Genomic DNA, 20,170 nt, shown 5'->3' with positions numbered 1-20,170 from the left:
AGCGGCGGACAACCGCGGACGCCTGTGGACCGTTGCTCCAGGTGAGAGCCAGATCAGCCCAAGGCAGCACCCCCACCCAAGTTGCTTCGGGACGAAGAGGTCGTGGGTTCAAATCCCGCCACCCCGACAGCCGAAACAGCAGGTTAGGCCCGACGCTGAGGGATGAGCGTGGGGCCTGACTTGCTTGTCAAAGGCCTCTCTGGGGGAAATCCTGGAGGAGATCTTGGAATTCGCCTCCAAACCAGTGCCTACCCGACGAGCCTTCAGCTGCGCGTCGAGGGCCGCCGCGGGCGAGCCGTGGCACATCGCCCGGCGTGCGTCCAACGCTTCCTCCCACATCCCGGTGAGCCCGATCATCAGCGTCGACCGCCATCCGGGACGTGATGTGGTCATAGCGGGACTGGACGGAACCGTCCTCGTGGCCCATGCGTTCATGAGCTTCGGCGGGGTCCCCGCTTCTCTTTCTCTCATGGGGGTCTTGTGCGTATGGCGCAGCCCGTGCTGATGGGGATCTTCGAAAACGGCCGGGGTCGCTCCTCGCCTCACTTGCATGTTCTTTGAACTGTGTGAGGAGGATGGGGATCGAAGAGCGGTCCTTGATCACCAGAATGTAGGTTTCGGCCATGACTGGTGACTGGCGGAGGGACCGGATCGGGACTGCGCTGAGGGGTGAGAACCCGACTGTGCTGCGACGGCTGACGTCGGGGTTCGCGGTGATCGGGGACGTGCAGTTCCTGCCTGGCTACTCGGTCCTGCTCGTGGACGAGCCGGATGTGCAGCGGCTGTCGGACCTGCCGAGGGCGAAGCGGCTGTCGTTCCTGTCCGACATGGACCAGCTCGGCGAAGCGGTCGAGCGTGTCTGTCGGCGGCTGGACCCGGCTTTCCGGCGGGTCAACCTGGAGATCCTGGGGAACACGGACCCGTACTTGCATGCGCATGTCTGGCCGCGGTTCGAGTGGGAGCCGACCGATGTGGTGGGTGCTCCGGTGTGGCTCTATCCGCGTGAGCGGTGGAGCGACGAGCGGTTCATGCTCGGTCCGCAGCATGACGTGCTGCGGGATGCGATCAGCGGCGAACTGGAGCAACTGCGCTCGGCGGCCTGAGTATTGTCGGCCTGCCGATGGTCAGGTCGGCGGGCCCGGCGGTGACGGTCAGCCGAAGCTCACTGGAGGCGTCTGAGCGGGGCGATGTCGGTGACGCGGTTGGTGATCGTGGGGCGGGCGGCTTCCTGGGTGGCGAGCAGGGCGCGATCGTGACGGGCTGTCCGAGCTCCCTCGGCGTCCGTTCTTCGGCGCCCTCCATCGGCTGGGATGCCACGGACGATTGACCACCCGGTGGCAGGCGCGGCGGAGTCGGCCGCGTCGATGGGTCTGTCCACCGCCGAGAGGGGCGATAGGCCTGTTGCTCGCCCGAGGTATCGCCGGCGAGCCGATTCCGGCCCTGTCCTCGCATGGCGACACTCCGCGGGAGGCCTCAGCTCTCAGCGGCTTCGCGTGTCACTCGGCCCGTCGAATACGGGGACCCGAGCCGGTACTGGGCTTGAACCCGAGGGATTCGTTGACCACATGGCTGATGGCCACAAGTTCCTCGTGGGGAACGGCCGGCACTCGATAGGAGCACGCCCGCATCTGTGCGGCAAGAGGTTCGGGCAGCGCCACGTTGTGCCGCTCCACATAGTGAGCGAGATCCCAGCGCCACACCCAATCGCCATCGGTGAGAACGGACGAGGCTCCCGTCACACGGGAACTGCCGTCGACGATGTCCGGAGAGGAGTCCGCGACGTCCAGAACGGGATGTCCTGACCGCAGGTAGCGGACGGCGTCCTGGACCCGGTAGTTGGGACCGGCCGCAACAGCCGCCGATATGTCGTCACCGAACACGGCAAGACCATCCGGCTCGAGCTGCCGAAAGAACCCCGCGAAGCGAACCACGTTCTCCACCAGTCGGTATCGCCTGCCTGCCTCCGCCGAGGGCCGGCTGCGCCCCGGCTCCGGCTGGACCTCGCCGGCCGCGAGGTTGCCGGCTGCGGCACGGCCGACCACCAACGCCGAAGGCGTCGCCGACGCCGTCGGCACGACGGTGGCCGGGAAGCCCGGCCACGTGATCCACAGCGGATACGGCAGTGAATATACGTCGACCCGGTTCCGGCAACATCAGCACGCCCCTCGCGGCATGACGATCACATGTCGGAGAGTCCGGAAAGCGTCATGCGGAACCGTGCCCACGTCCTCGTACGCCAGGGTGACCGCCCGGTCGCCGCACTCCTCCCCGGTCCGCGTCGCAGGCGGCGCGGAGGAGACCGGACCGTCGTCCGCCTCGGGCGCGTCGGAGACGTTCTGCGTGTCCTGGTGGGCCTGGACCGTGCCCCTCCCTCCGCCGAGGGGCAACGGTCCAGGCCCGCCTTCTGCACGCCCGAGACCGTCACCCGGGGATCGGCGATCACGGTGTTCCGGACCCGTCATCTGCCGGTCGCCCGCCGGGCCGGAAACGGCCTCGGCCGGTCCTCGGTCGCCCCGGCAGGCCGACGCGACACGCCCGGTGGTGCGGGCGACCCGCGTGTCGCCACCCGTTCGCCGGGCCGTTTCGAGATTCCGCCCTTGAGCGTATTGCGGCCGCCGCGACCTGTGGGAATGCCGCGACACGAAATCGGCGCGGAATCGCCGGGTCATTTCGCTGCGGTCGTTTGATCACAAGAGCTGGTTGCCTTTCCCCCTGAAGCGCGGCGTCATCGTCGGGACACCGAGTCCTGGCCCGCGCCACTCGGAGGGTGGTGAAAATGCGTACCGCACGTCTTCTCGCCGGCAGTGCCCTGGCCTTGGCCGCACTCGGCACTTCGGCTCCCGCGGCAGTCGCCGAAGGGTCCGAGGTCACGGTCAGTCCCGAGGTGGGTTACCCCGGCTCGACCATCACCGTCAGTACGGAGGGGGTCTGCGACCCGGCGGCGACCTACGCCAAGGGGCAGGCGGAGATCGGGGGTCAGATCAACCTGGTCGAGAGCGGCCGCGCGGGGGAGCTGGAGGGCACGTTCACCGTTCCCGACAACGCCAAGGAGGGTACGTACGACATCACGGTCAAGTGTCCTCCCGGAGTGCGCGTCAACTCCGAATTCGAGGTCGCCGGCCGCCCGAACGGCGCGGTGAGCGGTGGGTTCGGCGGCGGCGGCGGGATGAACGGCACGGAGTTGGCCATCGGAGCCGCACTCGTCCTCACCGCGACGGCAGGCGGTCTCCTCACCCTGCGGCGCCGGCACGGCAGCGGTTCGGCGGCCTGAGCGTCCCCCGGCACCAGCCAACGGGACCCGCCAACTCCGTAATCGAGACCGGAGCCCGGACCGCTATGGGACGCAGGTACTCCTCCCTCTTCACGTCGAGCAGGATCTTCGGCGTCATGCTGCTGGTCGGCATCGGCCTGCTGGTTCACGGGCTGCGCGGCGAGACGGCTCCCCAGCCGTCCGCCGCCCAGGCCTTCACCGCGCCGTCGCCGGGTGCGACGCTCTCCCACCGGCCGGCAGTCCCGGCCCTTCTCGCCGCCCCGAGCCCCGGAAGGACGGCCAAGGCGGCACCGGGTACCCGGTCGCGTTCCGTGCCGGTGCGGCTGCGTATCCCGGCCATCGGGGTGGACACCCCGTTGATGAACCTCGCACTGGGCAAGAACGGCGTGCTGGAGGTGCCTCCGGTCGACAAGGCGCAGCTCGCGGGCTGGTACTCCAGGGGACCCGCGCCGGGTGAGGTCGGTGCGGCCGTCGTGGCCGGCCATGTCGACACCCCCACCGGCCGCGCCGTCTTCTACCGGCTCGGAGCACTCACCAAGGGCAGTGCGATCCAGGTCACCCGGCTCGACGGGCGCACAGCGCACTTCTCCGTGGACGCCGTCGAGGTGTATGCGAAGCACTCCTTCCCCAGCCACAAGGTGTACGCCGGCGCCACCGTTCCCCAGTTGCGGGTGATCACGTGCGGCGGGGGCTACACCAAGAGGACGGGCTACCTCGGCAATCTCGTCGTCTATGCGACGCTCAAGCGGATCGCCTAGCCTCGCCGAGCCTCCCTCTCCCGCCGAGGCACGGGCGTATGCCGCCGCCTTTCGACCCTCCTGCTGCTGCTCGGGCACCCCTTCCACGGGAGCCCGGGACCCGGCCGCATGATGGTGTCCGTACGCTGCGGAGACTCAGGGACTCCAAGGGACTCGGGGACTCACACGATCAGAGGACGTGAGGGTCCTGAGGAACCTGAGGAATGTGCGGGACCCGAGGGACCCGAGGAATGTGCGGGACCCGAGGGACCCGAGGAATGTGCGGGATCCGTGGGACTTGTGGGACTTGTGGGACTTGTGGGAGGGGATGCGGCCGTGAACGTCGTTCCGATGACAGCCGCGCATGCGGAGCAGGTGCTCGCCGTCTACCGGCTGGGCATCGAAGAGGGCGACGCCACCTTCGAGACCCGCGCTCCCACCTGGGCCGAGTTCGACGCGGCCAGACTGACGGAGCATCGGTTCGTCGCTCTGGGCGACTTCGCTGCGGCGCCGGCCGCGCACCGGGCGGACGCCGGGACCGCCGGCGCTGCCGCCACCGCGGGAGTCGCCGACGTCCCGAGCGACGACATCCCGAGCGCCGCCGGCGCCGTGGGGGTCGCCGGCGACCGCGACGCCCGAGTGCTCGGCTGGGTCGCGGTGTCGGCCGTCTCCGACCGCTGCGCATACGCCGGAGTCGTCGAGCACTCGGTGTACGTCCATCCCGCCGCCCGCGGCCGGGGCGTGGCCCGCGCGCTGCTGGCCCGGCTCATCGCCTCGACCGAGGCCGCGGGCATCTGGACGATCCAGTCCGGCGTCTTCCCCGAGAACGAGGCCAGCCTCGCCCTCCACCGGAGGATGGGCTTCCGGGTGATCGGCACCCGTGAGCGCATCGGTCTTCACCACGGCTTGTGGCGGGATGTGGTCCTTCTCGAACGGCGCAGCGCCACCGTCGTGTGATGGGACGCGTCCTTCGACGGCGGAGGGCGCCGCAGTGGGCGGCGGCATCTACGCCGGCACGCCGACGAGCGCGCTCGACATCGGTGTCCGTACACGACCACAAGCGCAGCCGCCGCTCCGTACCCGGTCCGCCCCCCATACCTTGATTCCGGACCAGGTGGCCGGTGTACGGTGACGGACGCGTTGCCGACCGCGGCGAGCGCCGTGGCGACGCAGAAGACGCCGGCTGCGGGAGGGGGCCGCCCGGGCCCCGCCGGACCGCCGGACACGGGCGGACCGCCGTACTCCCGCCGTCTCGACGAAAAGACGCGCGAGGAGACCGAACCGCCCGGCCCGGGCTGAGTGACGGCTTGTCGTGTCGTCGCTACCTGGCGGTTCACCCGACTCCCTGCCCTGCTCACGATGCACGCGGATCCATGGTCGCCGACACTTGGGCGCCCGGGGCAACTGCCGCTCTGACATGCGACTTTCGGCACCCGGGTGGACAATGGAAGCCGGAGTCCCGCCCCGGCGGCCGACGGCCACCGGAGTCGCCGGAGGGTCCGGTCGGCCTATGCAGCACGGGTCGGTGGGGCGCGGCGCCCGGCTCGGATTCGGGGGGGGTGGCCACGGTCCGGACCCCGCGGGACGCGGGACGGGGCCGTCATTCTCCGGGCCACCCTCGACAGCCGCCGCACCGGTGTGTCAGCCCGGGCCCCTGGCTGCCGTCCCGGCCGGGCCGAGAGCAGACCGGCGGGCCGGACGGGCCCGCGAACCGCCGGCCCGACAGCTCTCCCAGGCCCGCCGGACCCCACAGCCGGACGGAGGATTCGCCGTGGTGATGAAGCAGGAAACGGTTCCGATGCGCGACGGATACGACATCGGCATCGGGGTGTCGATGGCGAGCGGCAGCCCCATGGCCCTCGGTGCAACAGGTACGGTGACCCCGCCGCAGGTCGGCGGCGGCGAGAGCGGCTCCTTCACCTTCCGGCGCATCGAGACGACACAGGATCTGGAGTCGGAACTCGGCGTGGGAGCGGATGTCTCGGCAGGCATCGGCCTCTTCAGCGGCTCCGCCTCACTCGACTTCTCCAAGCGGTGCCGGGTCCAGTCGAGCTCCCTCACCGTGATGGTGTCGAACTCGCGAACCTTCGCCTTCGAACAGATGGACTCGCCGGTGCTGTCGGAGGCGGCGGCGAAGCTGGTGGAGCGGGGGAAGCCGCTGGAGGAGCAGTTCGGCGAGTACTTCGTGCGCGGTATCGGCACGGGCGGCCGGTTCTTCGGGGTCGTACGGATCGACACCAAGAGCGTGCAGTCCAAGATGTCGCTCAACGCCGCACTGGAGGGAAGTTACGGGGTGACGGTCTCGGCCGAGGTGCGGATCCGCATCTCGGAGGCGATGCGCAACGCGGAGGCGCGGGCCGAGGCGTTCATCCTCCACGACGGCGGCACCTTCACCACCCAGCCGCGCAGCGGAGACCCGGTGGAGCTGGTGAACCAGCTCTACAAGGCGATGGACGAGTGGACCGCGAGCGTGCGCGCCGAGCCGCGGTCGTACACGGTGACGCTGGCACCTTACGTGATCGCACTGGGGCCGACCCCGCCCAACATCGCCGACATCGAGAAACAGCGCCGGGTGCTGATCCGCTGCGCGAAGCTGCGGTCGCAGAGCATCGACATGCTCAACCTGGTCGACTACATCCTCGATATCCGGCACACCGACGAGTTCGAGTTCGTGCCGGACGGGCCGGACCTCCAGGCCCTGCGGGCGGCGCTCGCCGGCGACCTCGACGTGATCGAGGAGGCCGCGTCCTTCGCCATCGAGAACCTGAAGGAGGCGCGCGACCCCGAGGTGTTCATGCGGGACATCCACGGGAAGGCGGACTTCCGGCTCACCGGACTGCCGGCCAACATGCCGAAGCAGAAGGAGATCCTCCCTCCGGTCACCCCGCCGCCGGCGGCGCCCAACACGATGCCGAATCTCGTCGGCCAGATGGCTGAACCGGTCATCGACCTGCTGGCCTGCATCAACCTGGAGGGTGTCGACCACTGCCTGAACTTTCTGGGGCCCCGGCTGGACGCGCTCGGGCTCGACCGCAGGGAGCTGGGCAACTTCTTCTTCACCGTGCTCCGCAGCGGTGTGACCCCCGATGTCCGGGGCGACGCCAGCCGTCCGGGCTCGCGGATCACCTCGCAGTCGCCGGCCCCCGGTACCCCAGTGGAGCCGCTGACGGTCATGACGCTGGTGGTGGCCTGAGCCGCCCGGTCCGAACGGGCGGCCGGACGCGCCGGGAAAGGAGCGACCATGTCGGCCACAGCACTGGAACTGGGGGAGATCGTCCAAGTCGAGGTACGGGACGCGGCGGGGGTGGTGACGGACTTCTCGCACGACTACGCGGTCGATGCCAGCCGCCTGCTGCGGATTCCCTCGCTGAACATGATCCTCGCCGAGGGCAAGCCGTTGACGCCGGACCTGCGGGCCGAGATCGAGAACCGGTTCATGACGGACGGCATCCTCACCACGGTCACCGTCAATCTCGGGATTCGGGGCGACCGCGTGGACCTGGAGAACACCATCCAACCGGGGGACAAGCTCTTCGTGCGTATGCTCAACCCCGACGGCACCATCGACGCGAGTTCCGGCTCGTTCCCGGTGGACGCCTCGGGCAGCATCAACATGCCCTTCCTGGGCGGGGTCCTCGTTCGCGACAACCGCTTCTTTGAGGCAGAGCACCAGATCGAGCAGGGGTTGCTGGATGCCCAGATCTTCACGCAGCCGTTGGTCAACGTGACCCGCGTGGAGCTCTTCTGAGCCTCCCTCCCCGAGGCCGGCGCATACGGGAGCGCCCGCCCCGCGTTTCCTCGCTCTGCTCTCCCGGGCTCGACGTCAGGCCGCGGTGCGTGATCGCACGTCCCCAGCGGTGGGCCGCCGTTCCCCCGGCACCCGACCGGTCGTCCGCGCCTTTTCCACGGCCGGCGGCTGCCCGGAGTTCCCGCCCTGTCCGCGTCGCGTCCCGGCGGCCCGCCTCGGCCGGGACTCGCCGGCCCGCCGAGGAGCGGAGGCAGCAGGGCACGCCGGTCCGGAACCGCACACCCCCGCGTGGGACGAGGAGGCATACGTCCCACCGGGCGCGGTCGGTCCGGCGCCGGTCCGGAGGGGTGGTGGGTACGTGTCGCGGAGGGGGTGGTGGGTACGTGTCGCGGAGGTTATCCACAGGCTGCGGAGGGGGCGAACGGATTGTGGGTGCCGCGGCGCAGAATGGTGGTCATGACTGAGATCACCGAAGCCACGGCGTCCGACGCGCCCACAGCGGGTTCCGCGGACCCCTCCGCCGACCGTGCGGGCGGATCCGCGGACATGCCGGCCTGGGAGCAGCGGTTCCGCGCGCCCCGGGTCTCGCTGCCCGACTGGGCGGAGGACGCCCCGGACCGCGCCCTTTTCGTCTCGAACGCCACAGGGACGTACGAGCTGTACGCGTGGGACCGCGCCACCGGCGAGCAGCGCCAGGTGACCGACCGGCCGAACGGGACGACGGACGGGATACTCACTCCCGACGGCGCGTGGATCTGGTGGTTCTCGGACACGGACGGTGACGAGTTCGGCGTCTGGATGCGGCAGCCCTTCGGCGGTGGGCCGGACGAACCGGCCACGCCGGGCCTCGAGCCCTCGTACGGCGCGGGCCTCGCCCTCGGCCGGGACGGCACGGCCGTGGTCGGCCGCTCCACCGACGAGGACGGGACGACGATCCATGTGGTGCGGCCCGGCGCTGCGCCGGTGGAGATCTACCGGCACCGGGAGTCGGCGGGCGTCGGCGACCTCTCCCACGACGGGACACTGCTCGCGCTGGAGCACACCGAGCACGGCGACGCGATGCACTCGGCGCTGCGGATCCTCCGGCTGGACGGGGCGCCGGTGGGCGAGCTGGACGACACCAAGGGAGGCACGGAGGAGCTGGGGCTGGAGGTCCTCGGTTTCGCCCCGGTCCCCGGCGACACCCGGCTGCTGGTCGGTCACCAGCGGCGGGGGCGCTGGGAGCCCATGCTGTGGGATGTGGCGTCGGGCGAGGAGACCGACCTGGCGCTCGATCTGCCGGGCGACGTGAGCGCGGAGTGGTACCCGGACGGCTCCGCGCTGCTCGTCGCGCACAGCTTCGAGGCGCGCAGCGAGCTGTGGCGGTTCGACCCGGCCACGCGCGAGCTGACCCGGGTGGAGACCCCGGCGGGAACGGTCTCGGGGGCGACCGCCAGGCCGGACGGGACGGTGGAGTACCTGTGGTCGTCCGCCGCGCAGCCGCCGAAGGTCCGCTCCACGGCGGGCCGGGAGGTGCTGGATGCGCCGGGCATGAAGGCGCCCGGCTCGGTCGGCGTGGAGGACGTGTGGGTGGAGGGCCCCGGAGGTCCCGTGCACGCGCTGGTGCAGCGGCCCCGGGGAGTGGGACCGTTCCCGACCGTCTTCGACATCCACGGCGGTCCGACCTGGCACGACAGCGACGCGTTCGCGGCCGCGCCGGCGGCCTGGGTTGACCACGGCTATGCGGTGGTCCGGGTCAACTACCGCGGCTCGACCGGTTACGGGAGGGCGTGGACGGACGCCCTGAAGCACCGTGTCGGGCTGATCGAGCTGGAGGACATCGCGGCGGTCCGCGAGTGGGCCGTGGCCTCCGGCCTGGCCGACCCGGCGAAGCTGGTGCTGTCGGGCGGCTCGTGGGGCGGCTATCTCACGCTGCTCGGACTCGGCACCCAGCCCGATGCCTGGGCTCTCGGCCTGGCGGCGGTGCCCGTCGCGGACTACGTCACGGCGTACCACGACGAGATGGAGGCCCTGAAGGCGTTGGACCGCACGCTGCTGGGCGGCACACCGGAGGAGGTCCCGGAGCGTTACCGGGCCTCGTCCCCGCTGACCTACGTGGACGAGGTCAGGGCTCCGGTCTACATCTCGGCCGGGGTCAACGACCCGCGCTGCCCGATCCGGCAGGTGGAGAACTACGTGGACCGTCTCGCGGCCCGCGGCGCGGTTCACGAGGTGTACCGGTACGACGCGGGCCACGGCTCGCTGGTGGTGGAGGAGCGGATCAAGCAGGTACGGCTGGAGCTGGCGTTCGTGGAGAGACACCTGGGGTAGCGACTGCGGGGCCCGTGTATCACGGGCCCCGGACGGCACCGGGAGCCGGACGACAGCGGGGCCCGGTGGCTGACCGCGGGCAGCGGCCGGGAAGCGGTGGGCGCGGTGTCGGATCGGGGACCCGGGAGAGGGGGAAAGCGGGGCGTTCCGTACCGTGGGGGCGTGTACCGGTTCCTGCTGACGCCCCGCTGGTGGGGAATCAATCTCTTCGTCGCGCTGGCGATCCCCTTCTGCGTCTTCATGGGGGCCTGGCAGCTCGGCCGGTTCGAGGACCGCGTCGACACCCACCGGGCCGCCGAGCAGCGTCCGGACCCGGGCGCGCGGGCCGCGGCGCCACTCGCCGAGCTGCTGCCGGTGGACAAGAGCACCTCGGGACGGCTCGCCACGGCCGCCGGCCGGTACGGCGAGCAGTTCACCGTGCCGGGCCGGGAGCTGGACGGCCGACGCGGTTCGTACGTCCTGACCCTGCTCCACACCGACACCGGCAGGGCCCTGCCGGTGGTGCGGGGCTGGCTCCCCGCCGGGGCGACGGCACCGCCCGCTCCGTCCGGCGAGGTGACGGTCACCGGGGCGCTGCAGGCCTCGGAGACCCAGAGCAGCGACGGGGTGCACACGGCGGGCGGGCTCCCGAGCGGTCAGCTGGGCATGATCAGCGCCGCCTCGCTGGTGAACCTCGTACCGGACGACGTGTACGACGCGTGGATCACGCTGACCACGGCGCCCGAGGGGATGCGCCCGGTGCCCGCAGCCGCGCCGCAGGGGAGCGGGCTCGACCTCAAGGCGTTCCAGAACCTCGGCTACACGCTGGAGTGGTTCGCCTTCGCGGGCTTCGTGCTGTTCATGTGGTTCCGCTTCGTACGCCGCGAGGCGGAGACGGCGAAGGACCAGGCGCTCGGGCTCGACCCGGTGTGATCCGGCGGCACGGGCTGCCCAGGTACGACCGCTGGCGGCCGTGTGATCCGGCGGAACGCTCACGGGTGGCCGCCGCCACGGAGCGGCAACGGATCGGCGGCACGGGCTGATGTGGCCCGGCCGCCGCGGACCGGGCGCCCACCGGCGGCACCGGCTGCCGTGGTACGGCCGCCGCCGCCCGGTGCGGTGTGACCGCACGAGCCGGTGGGATCGATCCGGCCCTCGGAGGAGGAGGCCGCGCGGTCCGGAGGCCTCCCGGCTCCCGTGCGGTTCACCCGGCCGGTAGGCCGGGCTCGCGCGGAGGGTGACGGCCGCTGGCGCCCTGGGGTACGCCACGGCCGGACGGGCCCGCCCGGAACCCGGCGGGTGCGGTCGCGGACCACGCCGGGGCCGCGGCGGCGGTCAGGACGGGTTGAGGAGACCGGTGCGGTAGATGGTGCCGGCGCAGGCGTTGGGGATCGTGGCCTCCGCGTTCGGTGCGCCTTGGTCGGGGGTGTGGACCACCGAGACGCTGCCGTCGGCCATGGTTCCGTCGTAGAGCTGGGGCTCGCTGTCCGAAGCCGCTCCCGCGCCGTCGGTGGTGCCCGAAGCGCCGTCCGTGGGCGTGGGGTCGGGCGAGGCGCCGTTGGTGGGGCAGGTGTCGGAGGGGACGAAGGCGAACTTCACCTCGTACGAGGTCTCCGGCTTGAGCACCAGCGCACCGACTTCCTCGGACGGGTCGGGAAGGCCGCTCGCCGCGTCCCCGGTGGTGTGCGTCACCACACTGATCTTCGTGGCGTCCGCGGCACCGGCCGTGCGGAAGGTCACCGCGCCCGCCGCACCGATCGAGCACTCGCTCGCGGAGACGTTGGAGATGCGGAACGTGCCGTACACCGTGCCGTCGGCGTCGGGGGCGCCGGCCTGTGCCGCGTCCACACCGAGCTGCCCGGCTTCACAGGCCGGTGTCGAGGCGACGCCGCCGTCGGACGGCGCGGTCCCCGTGCCGCCCGGTTCGCCCGCGGTCGCGGCGGAGCCGGGGCTGGACGACTGCTGCGTGGCACGAGGCGCGCCCGGGAGGCTCGGCTGACGCCCGGCGGGATCGCCGTTCGACGCCTGCCCGCCGTCCAGGAGCTCCTCCTCGCCGGTGCCGCCCTGGGCCTGCTCACCGTGCCCGGCGTTAACCGGGTTGTCGGCCAGGCCGCCCGAGCCCGCCACATGGACGAAGGCGGGGACGGCGGTGCCGAGCAGGATCACCGACGCCGCCATGCCCACCAGTGCCTGGCGCTTGCGGGCACGCCGAGCGGGAACGGCCCGGCGCAGCTGCTCCAGCGCGCCGTCGGTGGGTTCGAGATCGCCGACGGTGTCATGGAGCAGCCGTCGCAGTGCGAGTTCGTCGTGGGCGAGGCCGTCGTGACCGAGTTCGGCGTGGCCGAGGCCGTCCGGGCCCGGTACGTGGCCGAGGCCGTCCGGGGCCGGCACGCCGGGCACGGCCGCGGGAGCCGTGGAACCGGGAGCCGTGGATCCCGGAGCGCCGGTGGCCGTCCGGTGACCGGAACCGTCCGCAGCGCCATGGCCTTCCCAGCCGTTCCCGGCGTGGCCTTCCCGGCCCTTCCCGGCACCCTTCCCGGCGTGCCGGCTCCGGTCCTCGCCTTCCGGGCCGCCCCGGTCACCGTGCTCGCGCCCGTCCGGAGCCGGGCCGTCTTGGACCGAGCCGTCCTGGGCCGGCCCGCCCAGCAGGTCGCGGAGCAGCCGGTCCCGGCCCGGCAGGTCGCCGGGGGGAGTGGGCGGGACGGAGGGCACGCCGTCCCGGGGTGAGTCGCCCCTGAACCCCTGGTCGTCCATTCCGTTCCGCGGCCCGTCGTTCACAGTCTCTTTCCCAGTCCGGTCGTTCAACGGCCCGTCCGGCCCGTAAAGCCCCGTGGTGTGCTCCCCGTCCGGCGTGCAGCCGGACGGGTCCTGCTGCACGCCGCCCTTCCGCGGCCGGTCCGTCCCGGCGCGGTCCTCTCTGCGGCCCTCCGCCGCGGGACCGGTCCGGGCCGGCACCTCGCGCGAGACATCCCCGCGCGGAAGATCCTCGCGCGGGAGTTCGTCGCGCCCGTGCTCGGGCCCGTGCTCGTGCCCGGTCATGCCGTGGCCTCCATGGCGACGCGCAGGGCCGCGATGCCGCGTGAGCCGTACGCCTTCACCGAGCCCAGCGATATGCCGAGCGTCTGGGCGACCTGGGCCTCCGTCATGTCGGCGAAGTAGCGGAGCACCAGCACCTCGCGCTGGCGGCGCTGGAGGCCCTTCATCGCCTTGATGAGAGCGTCCCGCTCCAGCTGGTCGTACGCGCCCTCCTCCGCGCTCGCCATGTCCGGCATCGGCTTCGACAGCAGCTTCAGTCCGAGGATCCGCCGGCGCAGCGCGGACCGCGACAGGTTGACGACCGTCTGCCGCAGGTAGGCGAGGGTCTTCTCCTTGTCACGGACGCGGCGGCGCGCCGAGTGGACGCGGATGAACGCCTCCTGGACGACGTCCTCACAGGAGGCGGTGTCGTCCAGCAGCAGGGCCGCGAGACCGAGCAGCGACCGGTAGTGCGCGCGGTAGGTCTCGGTGAGGTGGTCGACGGTGGTGCCCGCCGGCACCGCGTCCTCGGCGCTCTCACGCTGCGACGGCAGGGGGGCGGGGTGGGCGGCCGGCATGGGAGCGATCACCGGCATCCCGCCGCCGGAGGCCCTGCCCGGAACACGAGAGGGGCGGGGCGCCCGGAGCGGGAGCACCACGGTGCCGCGGGCCGGAGCCCGGTCGGCGCCCCGGACCGTGGGCGGACCCGGGGGCCGGGCCGGGACGAACGCCCTGCCGCGGGCCGGGGCCACCGCGGTGATGTCGAGTACCTGTGCCACGACTGTTGGACGCGCCGACCCCCGTCAGGGTTGTACGCGCACACCATTGCTCGCGGCGATGCACCGTATGCCCTCATGCGCCTCTGATCTCCCCCTATGCCCCGTTCGTCCTGGCTTGTCGCGGCACCACGAAGGGGCGACCGCATAGACGCTCCCCGCACGGCAACCGGTTGCACAGTGGCGTGAATGCATCGTCGAACATGCCATCACCCCAGTTCAAGTGGCACGTCCTGGTTGTTTGATCACAGGGAGTGCACAGATCCTACAAAGGTGCACCGACATACGACTCAGAATTCGCGGGCGATCGCCTCTGCGAGCTGAGCGGTGTTCAGGGCCGCACCCTTGCGGAGGTTGTCCCCGCACACGAACAGGTCCAGGGCTCTCGGGTCGTCCATGGCCCGCCGGACGCGACCGACCCAGGTCGGATCGGTGCCCACCACATCGGCGGGGGTGGGGAATTCGCCGGCCTCGGGGTCGTCGAAGAGCACCACGCCCGGCGACGTGGCGAGGATGTCGTGGGCCCGCTCGACGGTGACCTCGTGCTCGAAGCGCGCGTGCACCGAGACCGAGTGGGATGTGAGGACCGGCACACGCACACAGGTGGCGGAGACCCGGAGTTCGGGGAGGTCCAGGAGTTTGCGGGTCTCGGCCCGGATCGCGAGTTCCTCGGAGGACCAGCCGTCCTCCGCGAGCTCCCCGGACCAGGGGACCACGTTCAGCGCCGTGGGCGCGGGGAACGGGCCGAGTCCGTCGCCGATTGCCCGGCGCACGTCGCCCGGGCCGGTGCCCAGTTCCGTGTCCGCGACCAGCGCGAGCTGGGTGCGGAGCGCCTCGACCCCGCACTGCCCGGCACCGCTGACCGCCTGGAGGGCGGAGACGACGAGTTCGTCCACGCAGAACTCGGCGTGCAGCGCGCCCACCGTGACGATCATCGCCAGGGTGGTGCAGCCCGGGCTCGCGACGATGCCGCGCGGCCGGAGCCGCACGGCATGCGGGTTGATCTCGGGGACGACGAGCGGAACGCCGGGATCCAGCCGGAAGGCGGCCGAGTTGTCCACGACCACCGCTCCCTTGGACACGGCGACCGGCGCCCACTCGGCCGCGACCGGGGCCGGCACCAGGAACAGCGCGACGTCCACCCCCGTCAGGGCCGCCTCGGAGAGGGCGACGACCTCGGTCTCCTCGCCGCGGACGGCCAGCTTGCGGCCGGCTGAACGCGGTGAGGCGACCAGGCGTATCTCGCCCCATACGTCCGCGCGCTGGGACAGGATCTGGAGCATCACCGCGCCGACGGCTCCGGTCGCACCCACGACCGCGAGCGTCGGCTTGCGGCTCATCGCACGACCGCCGTCGCGCGCCGGGCTGTCACCGGCCGGTGCCTCCGTAGACGACGGCCTCGGCGGAGTCGCTGTCGAGGCCGAAGGCGGTGTGGACGGCCCGGACGGCCTCCTTGACGTCGTCGGCGCGGGTGACGACCGAGATCCGGATCTCGGAGGTGGAGATCAGCTCGATGTTCACACCGGCGTCGGACAGCGCCTCGAAGAAGGAGGCGGTGACGCCCGGGTTGGTCTTCATGCCGGCGCCGACGAGCGAGATCTTGGCGATCTGGTCGTCGTAGCGCAGCGACTCGAAGCCGATGACGCTCTTGGTCTTCTCGAGCGCGTCGATCGCCTTTCGGCCCTCGGTCTTCGGGAGGGTGAAGGAGATGTCGGTGAGGCCCGTGGACGCGGCGGAGACGTTCTGCACCACCATGTCGAGGTTGATCTCGTTGTCCGCGATGGTGCGGAAGATGGCGGCCGCCTCGCCCGGCTTGTCCGGGACGCCGACCACGGTGATCTTCGCCTCCGAGGTGTCGTGGGCGACTCCGGAGATGATGGCCTGCTCCACCTTGCGGGCTCCTTGCTCGGCGTGCGGTTCGTTGCTGACCCAGGTGCCCCGCAGTCCCGAGAAGGACGAGCGGACATGGATCGGGATGTTGTAGCGGCGTGCGTACTCCACGCAGCGGTGGAGAAGCACCTTGGAACCGGAGCTGGCGAGCTCCAGCATGTCCTCGAACGAGATCCAGTCGATCTTGCGGGCCTTCTTCACCACCCGTGGGTCGGCGGTGAAGACGCCGTCGACGTCCGTGTAGATCTCGCAGACCTCGGCGTCCAGCGCCGCGGCCAGCGCGACGGCGGTGGTGTCGGACCCGCCGCGGCCCAGTGTGGTGATGTCCTTGCTGTCCGCCGAGACGCCCTGGAAGCCCGCGACGATGGCGATGTTGCCCTCGTCCAGCGCGGTCCGGATCCGGCCCGGCGTGACATCGATGATGCGCGCTTTGTTGTGGACCGAGTCGGTGATCACACCTGCCTGGCTGCCGGTGAACGACTGGGCCTCGTGACCCAGGTTCTTGATCGCCATCGCCAGCAGGGCCATGGAGATCCGCTCGCCGGCGGTCAGCAGCATGTCGAACTCACGCCCGGCAGGGATCGGGGACACCTGCTCTGCGAGATCGATCAACTCGTCCGTCGTGTCACCCATCGCCGAGACCACGACGACCACCTGGTGGCCGTTCTTCTTGGCATCGACGATCCGCTTGGCGACCCGCTTGATGCCCTCGGCATCGGCAACGGAGGAGCCTCCGTACTTCTGCACGACAAGGCCCACGTGCGCTCCTCGCTCGTCTGTGCCGCAGTCAGCACTGCGGTCTGCGTCAGTTTAGCGAGCAGCCCGGAATCGCCACCGCCATACCACATCGTGAGATGTCCCGCTCACTCCGTGATCATCGGCAAGGCCGGGCTGCCCGGGGATGCACCTGCCCAAGGGGACACGGGGTACGCGGTTCTGTGGGCGGCGTCACACCTGGCGGCCGCCCGGCCGGGGCTCGCGACGCGCCCCCGCAGTCCCCGCCCGGCGTGCCGGGGCGGGGCCGCGTTCGTCCCCGCACGGCATCCCGAGACGCGTCCGCGTTCGTCCCGCCCGGCATCCCCGGCGCAGTTCACCGCCCCGTCCCCGGGGCGTTCCGATGCCCCTCACCGCCCCGTCCTCGGGACGTTCCGACGCACCTGCCGGCGGCGCGCGGTCACCGCGGCGCGGGAGCCCTCCGCAGCCCGAGCGGCGCCGCGATCTCCTCCGCCATCACGCGCCCCGCCTCCTCGGCGAGGTCGTCCTCGGGGAGGTCCTCGTCGGTGTCCAGCCCGTCCAGCTCCTGCAGGGGCTGGTCGAGGCGCACATGGGAGACCAGCGACTGGAGGGCGCGCAGCGTCGCGGAGGCGGTCGGGCCCCAGTTGGAGAAGTACGAGAACTGCCACCACCACAGCGCCTCGGTCGTGCGGCCCGCGCGGTAGTGGGCCAGGCCGTGGCGCAGGTCGGTGACGATGTCCGCGAGGTTGTCGGAGATCCGGAACGGCACCGGGGCCTTGCGCGGCTCGTACGGGTCGAAGACCTCGGAGAAGACGTCGACCGGGTCGAGCAGCCGGGCGAACCGCTCGCGCAGGTCGTCGACGTCCAGGTCCGGTCCGGTGTCCGTCTCGTAGCGCTCCTCGGGGACGATGTCCTCGTGGGCGCCCAGCCGGCCGCCCGCGAGCAGCAGCTGGGAGACCTCCAGCAGCAGGAAGGGCACGGCGCTGTCCGGCTCGTCGCCCCGCGCCACCTCGGTGGTGGCGACGATGAAGCTCTCGATCGAGTCGGCGATCTGGACCGCGAAGTCGTCCGGGTCCTGCGTGGCGGAGTGGAGCGTAGCGTCAGACATCGAGAAGTCGTCTCCCCTCGAAGGCACGCCCGAGCGTGACCTCGTCGGCGTATTCCAGATCACCGCCAACGGGAAGCCCGCTGGCGAGACGCGTCACCTTCAGCCCCATGGGCTTGACCATGCGCGCCAGGTACGTGGCGGTCGCCTCACCCTCGAGGTTGGGGTCGGTCGCCAGGATCAGCTCGGTGACCGCGCCGTCCGCGAGCCTCGCGAGGAGCTCGCGGATACGCAGGTCGTCCGGGCCGACGCCCTCGATCGGGCTGATCGCCCCGCCCAGCACGTGGTAGCGACCGCGGAACTCCCTGGTCCGCTCGATCGCGACGACGTCCTTGGGCTCCTCGACCACGCAGATGACCGCGGGGTCGCGGCGCGCGTCCCGGCAGACGGCGCACTGCTCCTGCTGCGCGACGTTCCCGCACACCGCGCAGAACCGGACCTTGTCCTTGACCTCGAGCAGCGCGTGCGCGAGGCGCCGGACGTCGGCCGGCTCGGCCTGGAGGATGTGGAAGGCGATCCGCTGCGCGCTCTTGGGACCGACGCCGGGCAGCCTGCCCAGTTCGTCGATGAGGTCCTGAACCACGCCTTCGTACAACGGAACGCCTCTCTGGGAATTGCTTCGATGGTTACGGTAGTTGGTCCGGTCCGACCAGGGTCAAGACCGGCGCGGACAGGGCGTCAGAAGGGGAGTCCTGGGATCTGGCCGCCGCCGAGTCCCTGGGCGAGCGGGCCGAGCTTCTGCTGCTGCAGCTGCTGTGCGTTCTCGTTCGCGGCCTGGACGGCGGCGACGACGAGATCGGCGAGGGTCTCGGTGTCGTCCGGGTCGACGGCCTTGGGGTCGATGACGAGGCCGCGCAGCTCGCCCGAGCCGGTGACGGTCGCCTTCACGAGACCGCCGCCCGCCTGGCCTTCGACCTCGGTCGCCGCCAGCTCCTCCTGCGCACGGGCGAGGTCCTGCTGCATCTTCTGGGCCTGCTGAAGCAACTGCTGCATGTTGGGCTGGCCACCACCGGGAATCACGGTCACTCCTGGCATTTCGACGTCGATTGTTCGGTAAACCGAGCCTACGCGGTCGGGGGACGGCATGCCCCGGCCAGTGGGCACCAACTCTTTCGAGTGACTTCCGGTTCGAGAGGCGCACCTCTCCCCTACCGGATCAGGACGCTCATGCGGGCGGAATTACCGGGATTCCGCTCCGCCGGCCCACCGTTCGGCGGTAGGAAGACCCTGCGCACCAGGACCCTCGCGTACCGGGATTGTCACGCAGGGTTAGCGGGACTGTGTCCATGACCGCGCACGGCGCGTGGTCACCGCCCGCTGCCACGCCCAGCCGTAGTCACGCACCGCCGTAGTCACGCACCGCCGCAGTCACGCACCGCAGTTACACAGAGCCGCAGCCACACACGCAGCCGTAGTCACGCACCGCAGTCACGCAGAGCGCAGAGGAGTGCACCGGTGAGCCAGCCGGAGATGCAGCCTGGGGGATCGGCCCGGGAGGAGGACGGGACCGGGGTCCCGGAGACCGGCGGCGTCCCGGGGCCCGGAACCGGCCCGCGCCGTGACCGAGGCCCGGATCTGGCCGGCCGGCCGTTCCCGCTCGGTGACTGGGGCGAGCCGGCGGAGCGCCTCGACGAGCTGTACCGCTGGGTGGAGGCCGACGCGCTGCGGACCGCGGAGTGGTATCTGGACGACCGCGTGCGCAAGCGCCGTGGCGCCCGTGCGCTGCGCGCCGGCACGGTCCTGGGGGTGATCGCGGGCGCGGCGCTGCCCCTGCTGGACCTGACGGGGCTGCTGGCCGGCGCGGCGGGCTGGGGGTACCAGTCGTTGCTGCTCGCCGCCGCCTGCGTGGCCTGCGACCGGTACTTCGGCCTGACCTCGGGCTGGACGAGGGACGTGGCCGCGGCCCAGGCCGTCCACCGGCGGCTCCAGAGCCTGCAGTTCGACTGGGCCTCCGAGAGCGTCCGCGAGGTTCTCGGCCCCACGGAGGGCACGGCGAGCGAGGCGGCGGAGCGGTGCCTCACCGTGCTGCGCCGCTTCTCGGAGGACCTGACGGAACTGGTCCGCACCGAGACGGCCGACTGGATGCTCGAGTTCCGCGCCGGTCCGGCGCCGCTGCTGATGCAGTCGGCGCCGGTGCCGTCGCGCCCGGACCAGGCGCATCCGTCGTGGGGCCGGTTCCCCCTGCCCCCGCCCGCCCGGCCGAACATGCCGAGGCAGCGGCCGCCGGAGGCGCGGTAGCCGGTCCAGAACAGCCGGAACCGCGAGCGGGCGGTGGGCCCGCCGCCGCGCGTATTGCGGTCAATGAGGCACCGCGGGTGAACGACAAGCGGGTCGATGGGGAGACGGGCGAGCGAGCTCGCCCTGCGTACTGGACTCCGGAAGGGTGACCTCCTCGGCCTCCGGCGGGAGGACCTCGTCGACCTCAGCGCAGGCACCGCCACCATCCGCCACTCGCTCCCGCGCACCCGAACCGGCGGCCTCACCCACCTACAGCCCGGCCGCGCATGGCTGGACGGAGGACCAGCGCTGCGCCGCAGGGCCGGCATCAAGCTCGGCTTGCAACCGTTCTGCCTGGCATCGCTGAGCTGACACGGGAAGCCGCCG

Annotated in this window: 17 protein-coding genes and 1 pseudogene; 10 read left to right on the top strand and 8 right to left on the bottom strand. The window is 71.5% G+C overall.

Annotation, left to right across the window (positions count from 1 at the left end; translation table 11 throughout):
- The first annotated feature begins 623 nt into the window (after positions 1–623).
- Entirely contained in the window at positions 624–1,103 is a 480-nt protein-coding gene (locus tag DDW44_RS16035) for an HIT family protein (protein ID WP_108906869.1), read from the top strand.
- Positions 1,104–1,496: 393 nt separating this feature from the next.
- Here DDW44_RS16035 and DDW44_RS16030 read toward each other — a convergent pair whose 3' ends face one another.
- Entirely contained in the window at positions 1,497–1,940 is a 444-nt protein-coding gene (locus DDW44_RS16030) for a hypothetical protein (RefSeq protein ID WP_244224049.1), read from the bottom strand.
- Between the two features lie 836 nt (positions 1,941–2,776).
- Here DDW44_RS16030 and DDW44_RS16020 point away from each other — a divergent pair.
- The 7 genes from DDW44_RS16020 to DDW44_RS15990 all read left to right on the top strand — a co-directional run bounded on the left by DDW44_RS16020 (position 2,777) and on the right by DDW44_RS15990 (position 10,978).
- Positions 2,777–3,271 carry a hypothetical protein gene (locus DDW44_RS16020; protein WP_018891945.1) on the top strand — a complete coding sequence of 165 codons (495 nt, stop codon included), beginning with the start codon at positions 2,777–2,779 and terminating at the stop codon, positions 3,269–3,271.
- A 65-nt stretch (positions 3,272–3,336) separates the two neighbouring features.
- The gene (locus DDW44_RS16015) at positions 3,337–4,029 is read left to right on the top strand and encodes a class F sortase (RefSeq protein WP_017947832.1); all 693 of its coding nucleotides are present in this window, start codon (positions 3,337–3,339) and stop codon (positions 4,027–4,029) included.
- A gap of 315 nt (positions 4,030–4,344) precedes the next feature.
- Positions 4,345–4,965, top strand: coding sequence for a GNAT family N-acetyltransferase (locus DDW44_RS16010; protein ID WP_108906866.1), 621 nt, complete (start codon positions 4,345–4,347; stop codon positions 4,963–4,965).
- Between the two features lie 820 nt (positions 4,966–5,785).
- Positions 5,786–7,201: a PASTA domain-containing protein gene (locus tag DDW44_RS16005; RefSeq protein ID WP_146207023.1), complete on the top strand. Its 1,416-nt coding sequence runs from the start codon at positions 5,786–5,788 to the stop codon at positions 7,199–7,201.
- Positions 7,202–7,249: 48 nt separating this feature from the next.
- Positions 7,250–7,756 carry a polysaccharide biosynthesis/export family protein gene (locus tag DDW44_RS16000; RefSeq protein WP_108906865.1) on the top strand — a complete coding sequence of 169 codons (507 nt, stop codon included), beginning with the start codon at positions 7,250–7,252 and terminating at the stop codon, positions 7,754–7,756.
- A gap of 447 nt (positions 7,757–8,203) precedes the next feature.
- Entirely contained in the window at positions 8,204–10,066 is a 1,863-nt protein-coding gene (locus tag DDW44_RS15995) for a S9 family peptidase (RefSeq protein ID WP_108906864.1), read from the top strand.
- 162 nt (positions 10,067–10,228) lie between these two features.
- Entirely contained in the window at positions 10,229–10,978 is a 750-nt protein-coding gene (locus DDW44_RS15990) for an SURF1 family protein (protein WP_108906863.1), read from the top strand.
- A gap of 402 nt (positions 10,979–11,380) precedes the next feature.
- On the opposite strand, the gene DDW44_RS15985 is transcribed toward DDW44_RS15990, so the two are convergent.
- The 7 genes from DDW44_RS15985 to DDW44_RS15955 all read right to left on the bottom strand — a co-directional run bounded on the left by DDW44_RS15985 (position 11,381) and on the right by DDW44_RS15955 (position 18,586).
- The gene (locus tag DDW44_RS15985; protein WP_108906862.1) at positions 11,381–13,084 is read right to left on the bottom strand and encodes a hypothetical protein; all 1,704 of its coding nucleotides are present in this window, start codon (positions 13,082–13,084) and stop codon (positions 11,381–11,383) included.
- Positions 13,081–13,839 (bottom strand): SigE family RNA polymerase sigma factor, encoded by a 759-nt coding sequence (locus tag DDW44_RS15980; RefSeq protein ID WP_199787452.1) that lies wholly within the window; start codon positions 13,837–13,839, stop codon positions 13,081–13,083. Before DDW44_RS15980 ends, DDW44_RS15985 begins: the two co-directional genes overlap by 4 nt.
- A gap of 287 nt (positions 13,840–14,126) precedes the next feature.
- Complete coding sequence (locus DDW44_RS15975) at positions 14,127–15,176, bottom strand: aspartate-semialdehyde dehydrogenase (protein ID WP_108906861.1); 1,050 nt, start codon at positions 15,174–15,176, stop codon at positions 14,127–14,129.
- A gap of 28 nt (positions 15,177–15,204) precedes the next feature.
- Positions 15,205–16,485 carry an aspartate kinase gene (locus DDW44_RS15970; protein ID WP_017947840.1) on the bottom strand — a complete coding sequence of 427 codons (1,281 nt, stop codon included), beginning with the start codon at positions 16,483–16,485 and terminating at the stop codon, positions 15,205–15,207.
- Positions 16,486–16,900: 415 nt separating this feature from the next.
- The gene (locus DDW44_RS15965) at positions 16,901–17,569 is read right to left on the bottom strand and encodes a DUF5063 domain-containing protein (RefSeq protein ID WP_017947841.1); all 669 of its coding nucleotides are present in this window, start codon (positions 17,567–17,569) and stop codon (positions 16,901–16,903) included.
- The gene (recR, locus tag DDW44_RS15960; RefSeq protein WP_026281973.1) at positions 17,562–18,161 is read right to left on the bottom strand and encodes a recombination mediator RecR; all 600 of its coding nucleotides are present in this window, start codon (positions 18,159–18,161) and stop codon (positions 17,562–17,564) included. The genes DDW44_RS15965 and recR overlap by 8 nt, the downstream gene beginning before the upstream one ends.
- 83 nt (positions 18,162–18,244) lie before the next feature.
- A complete protein-coding gene (locus tag DDW44_RS15955) occupies positions 18,245–18,586 on the bottom strand; it encodes a YbaB/EbfC family nucleoid-associated protein (RefSeq protein ID WP_078509268.1) in 342 nt (113 codons plus the stop codon).
- A gap of 435 nt (positions 18,587–19,021) precedes the next feature.
- Here DDW44_RS15955 and DDW44_RS15950 point away from each other — a divergent pair, with 435 nt between their 5' ends.
- Together DDW44_RS15950 and DDW44_RS32810 are read left to right on the top strand one after the other, a co-directional pair.
- Positions 19,022–19,804 carry an SLATT domain-containing protein gene (locus DDW44_RS15950; RefSeq protein WP_108906860.1) on the top strand — a complete coding sequence of 261 codons (783 nt, stop codon included), beginning with the start codon at positions 19,022–19,024 and terminating at the stop codon, positions 19,802–19,804.
- A 114-nt stretch (positions 19,805–19,918) separates the two neighbouring features.
- Positions 19,919–20,056: pseudogene (locus DDW44_RS32810) on the top strand (site-specific integrase); the annotation flags it as partial.
- Positions 20,057–20,170 lie beyond the last annotated feature (114 nt).

This window comes from Streptomyces tirandamycinicus (genome assembly GCF_003097515.1).
Taxonomy (GTDB): domain Bacteria; phylum Actinomycetota; class Actinomycetes; order Streptomycetales; family Streptomycetaceae; genus Streptomyces; species Streptomyces tirandamycinicus.
The sequence above is the reverse complement of the archived record's forward strand: the minus strand, read 5'-3'. Positions and strand labels throughout refer to the sequence as shown.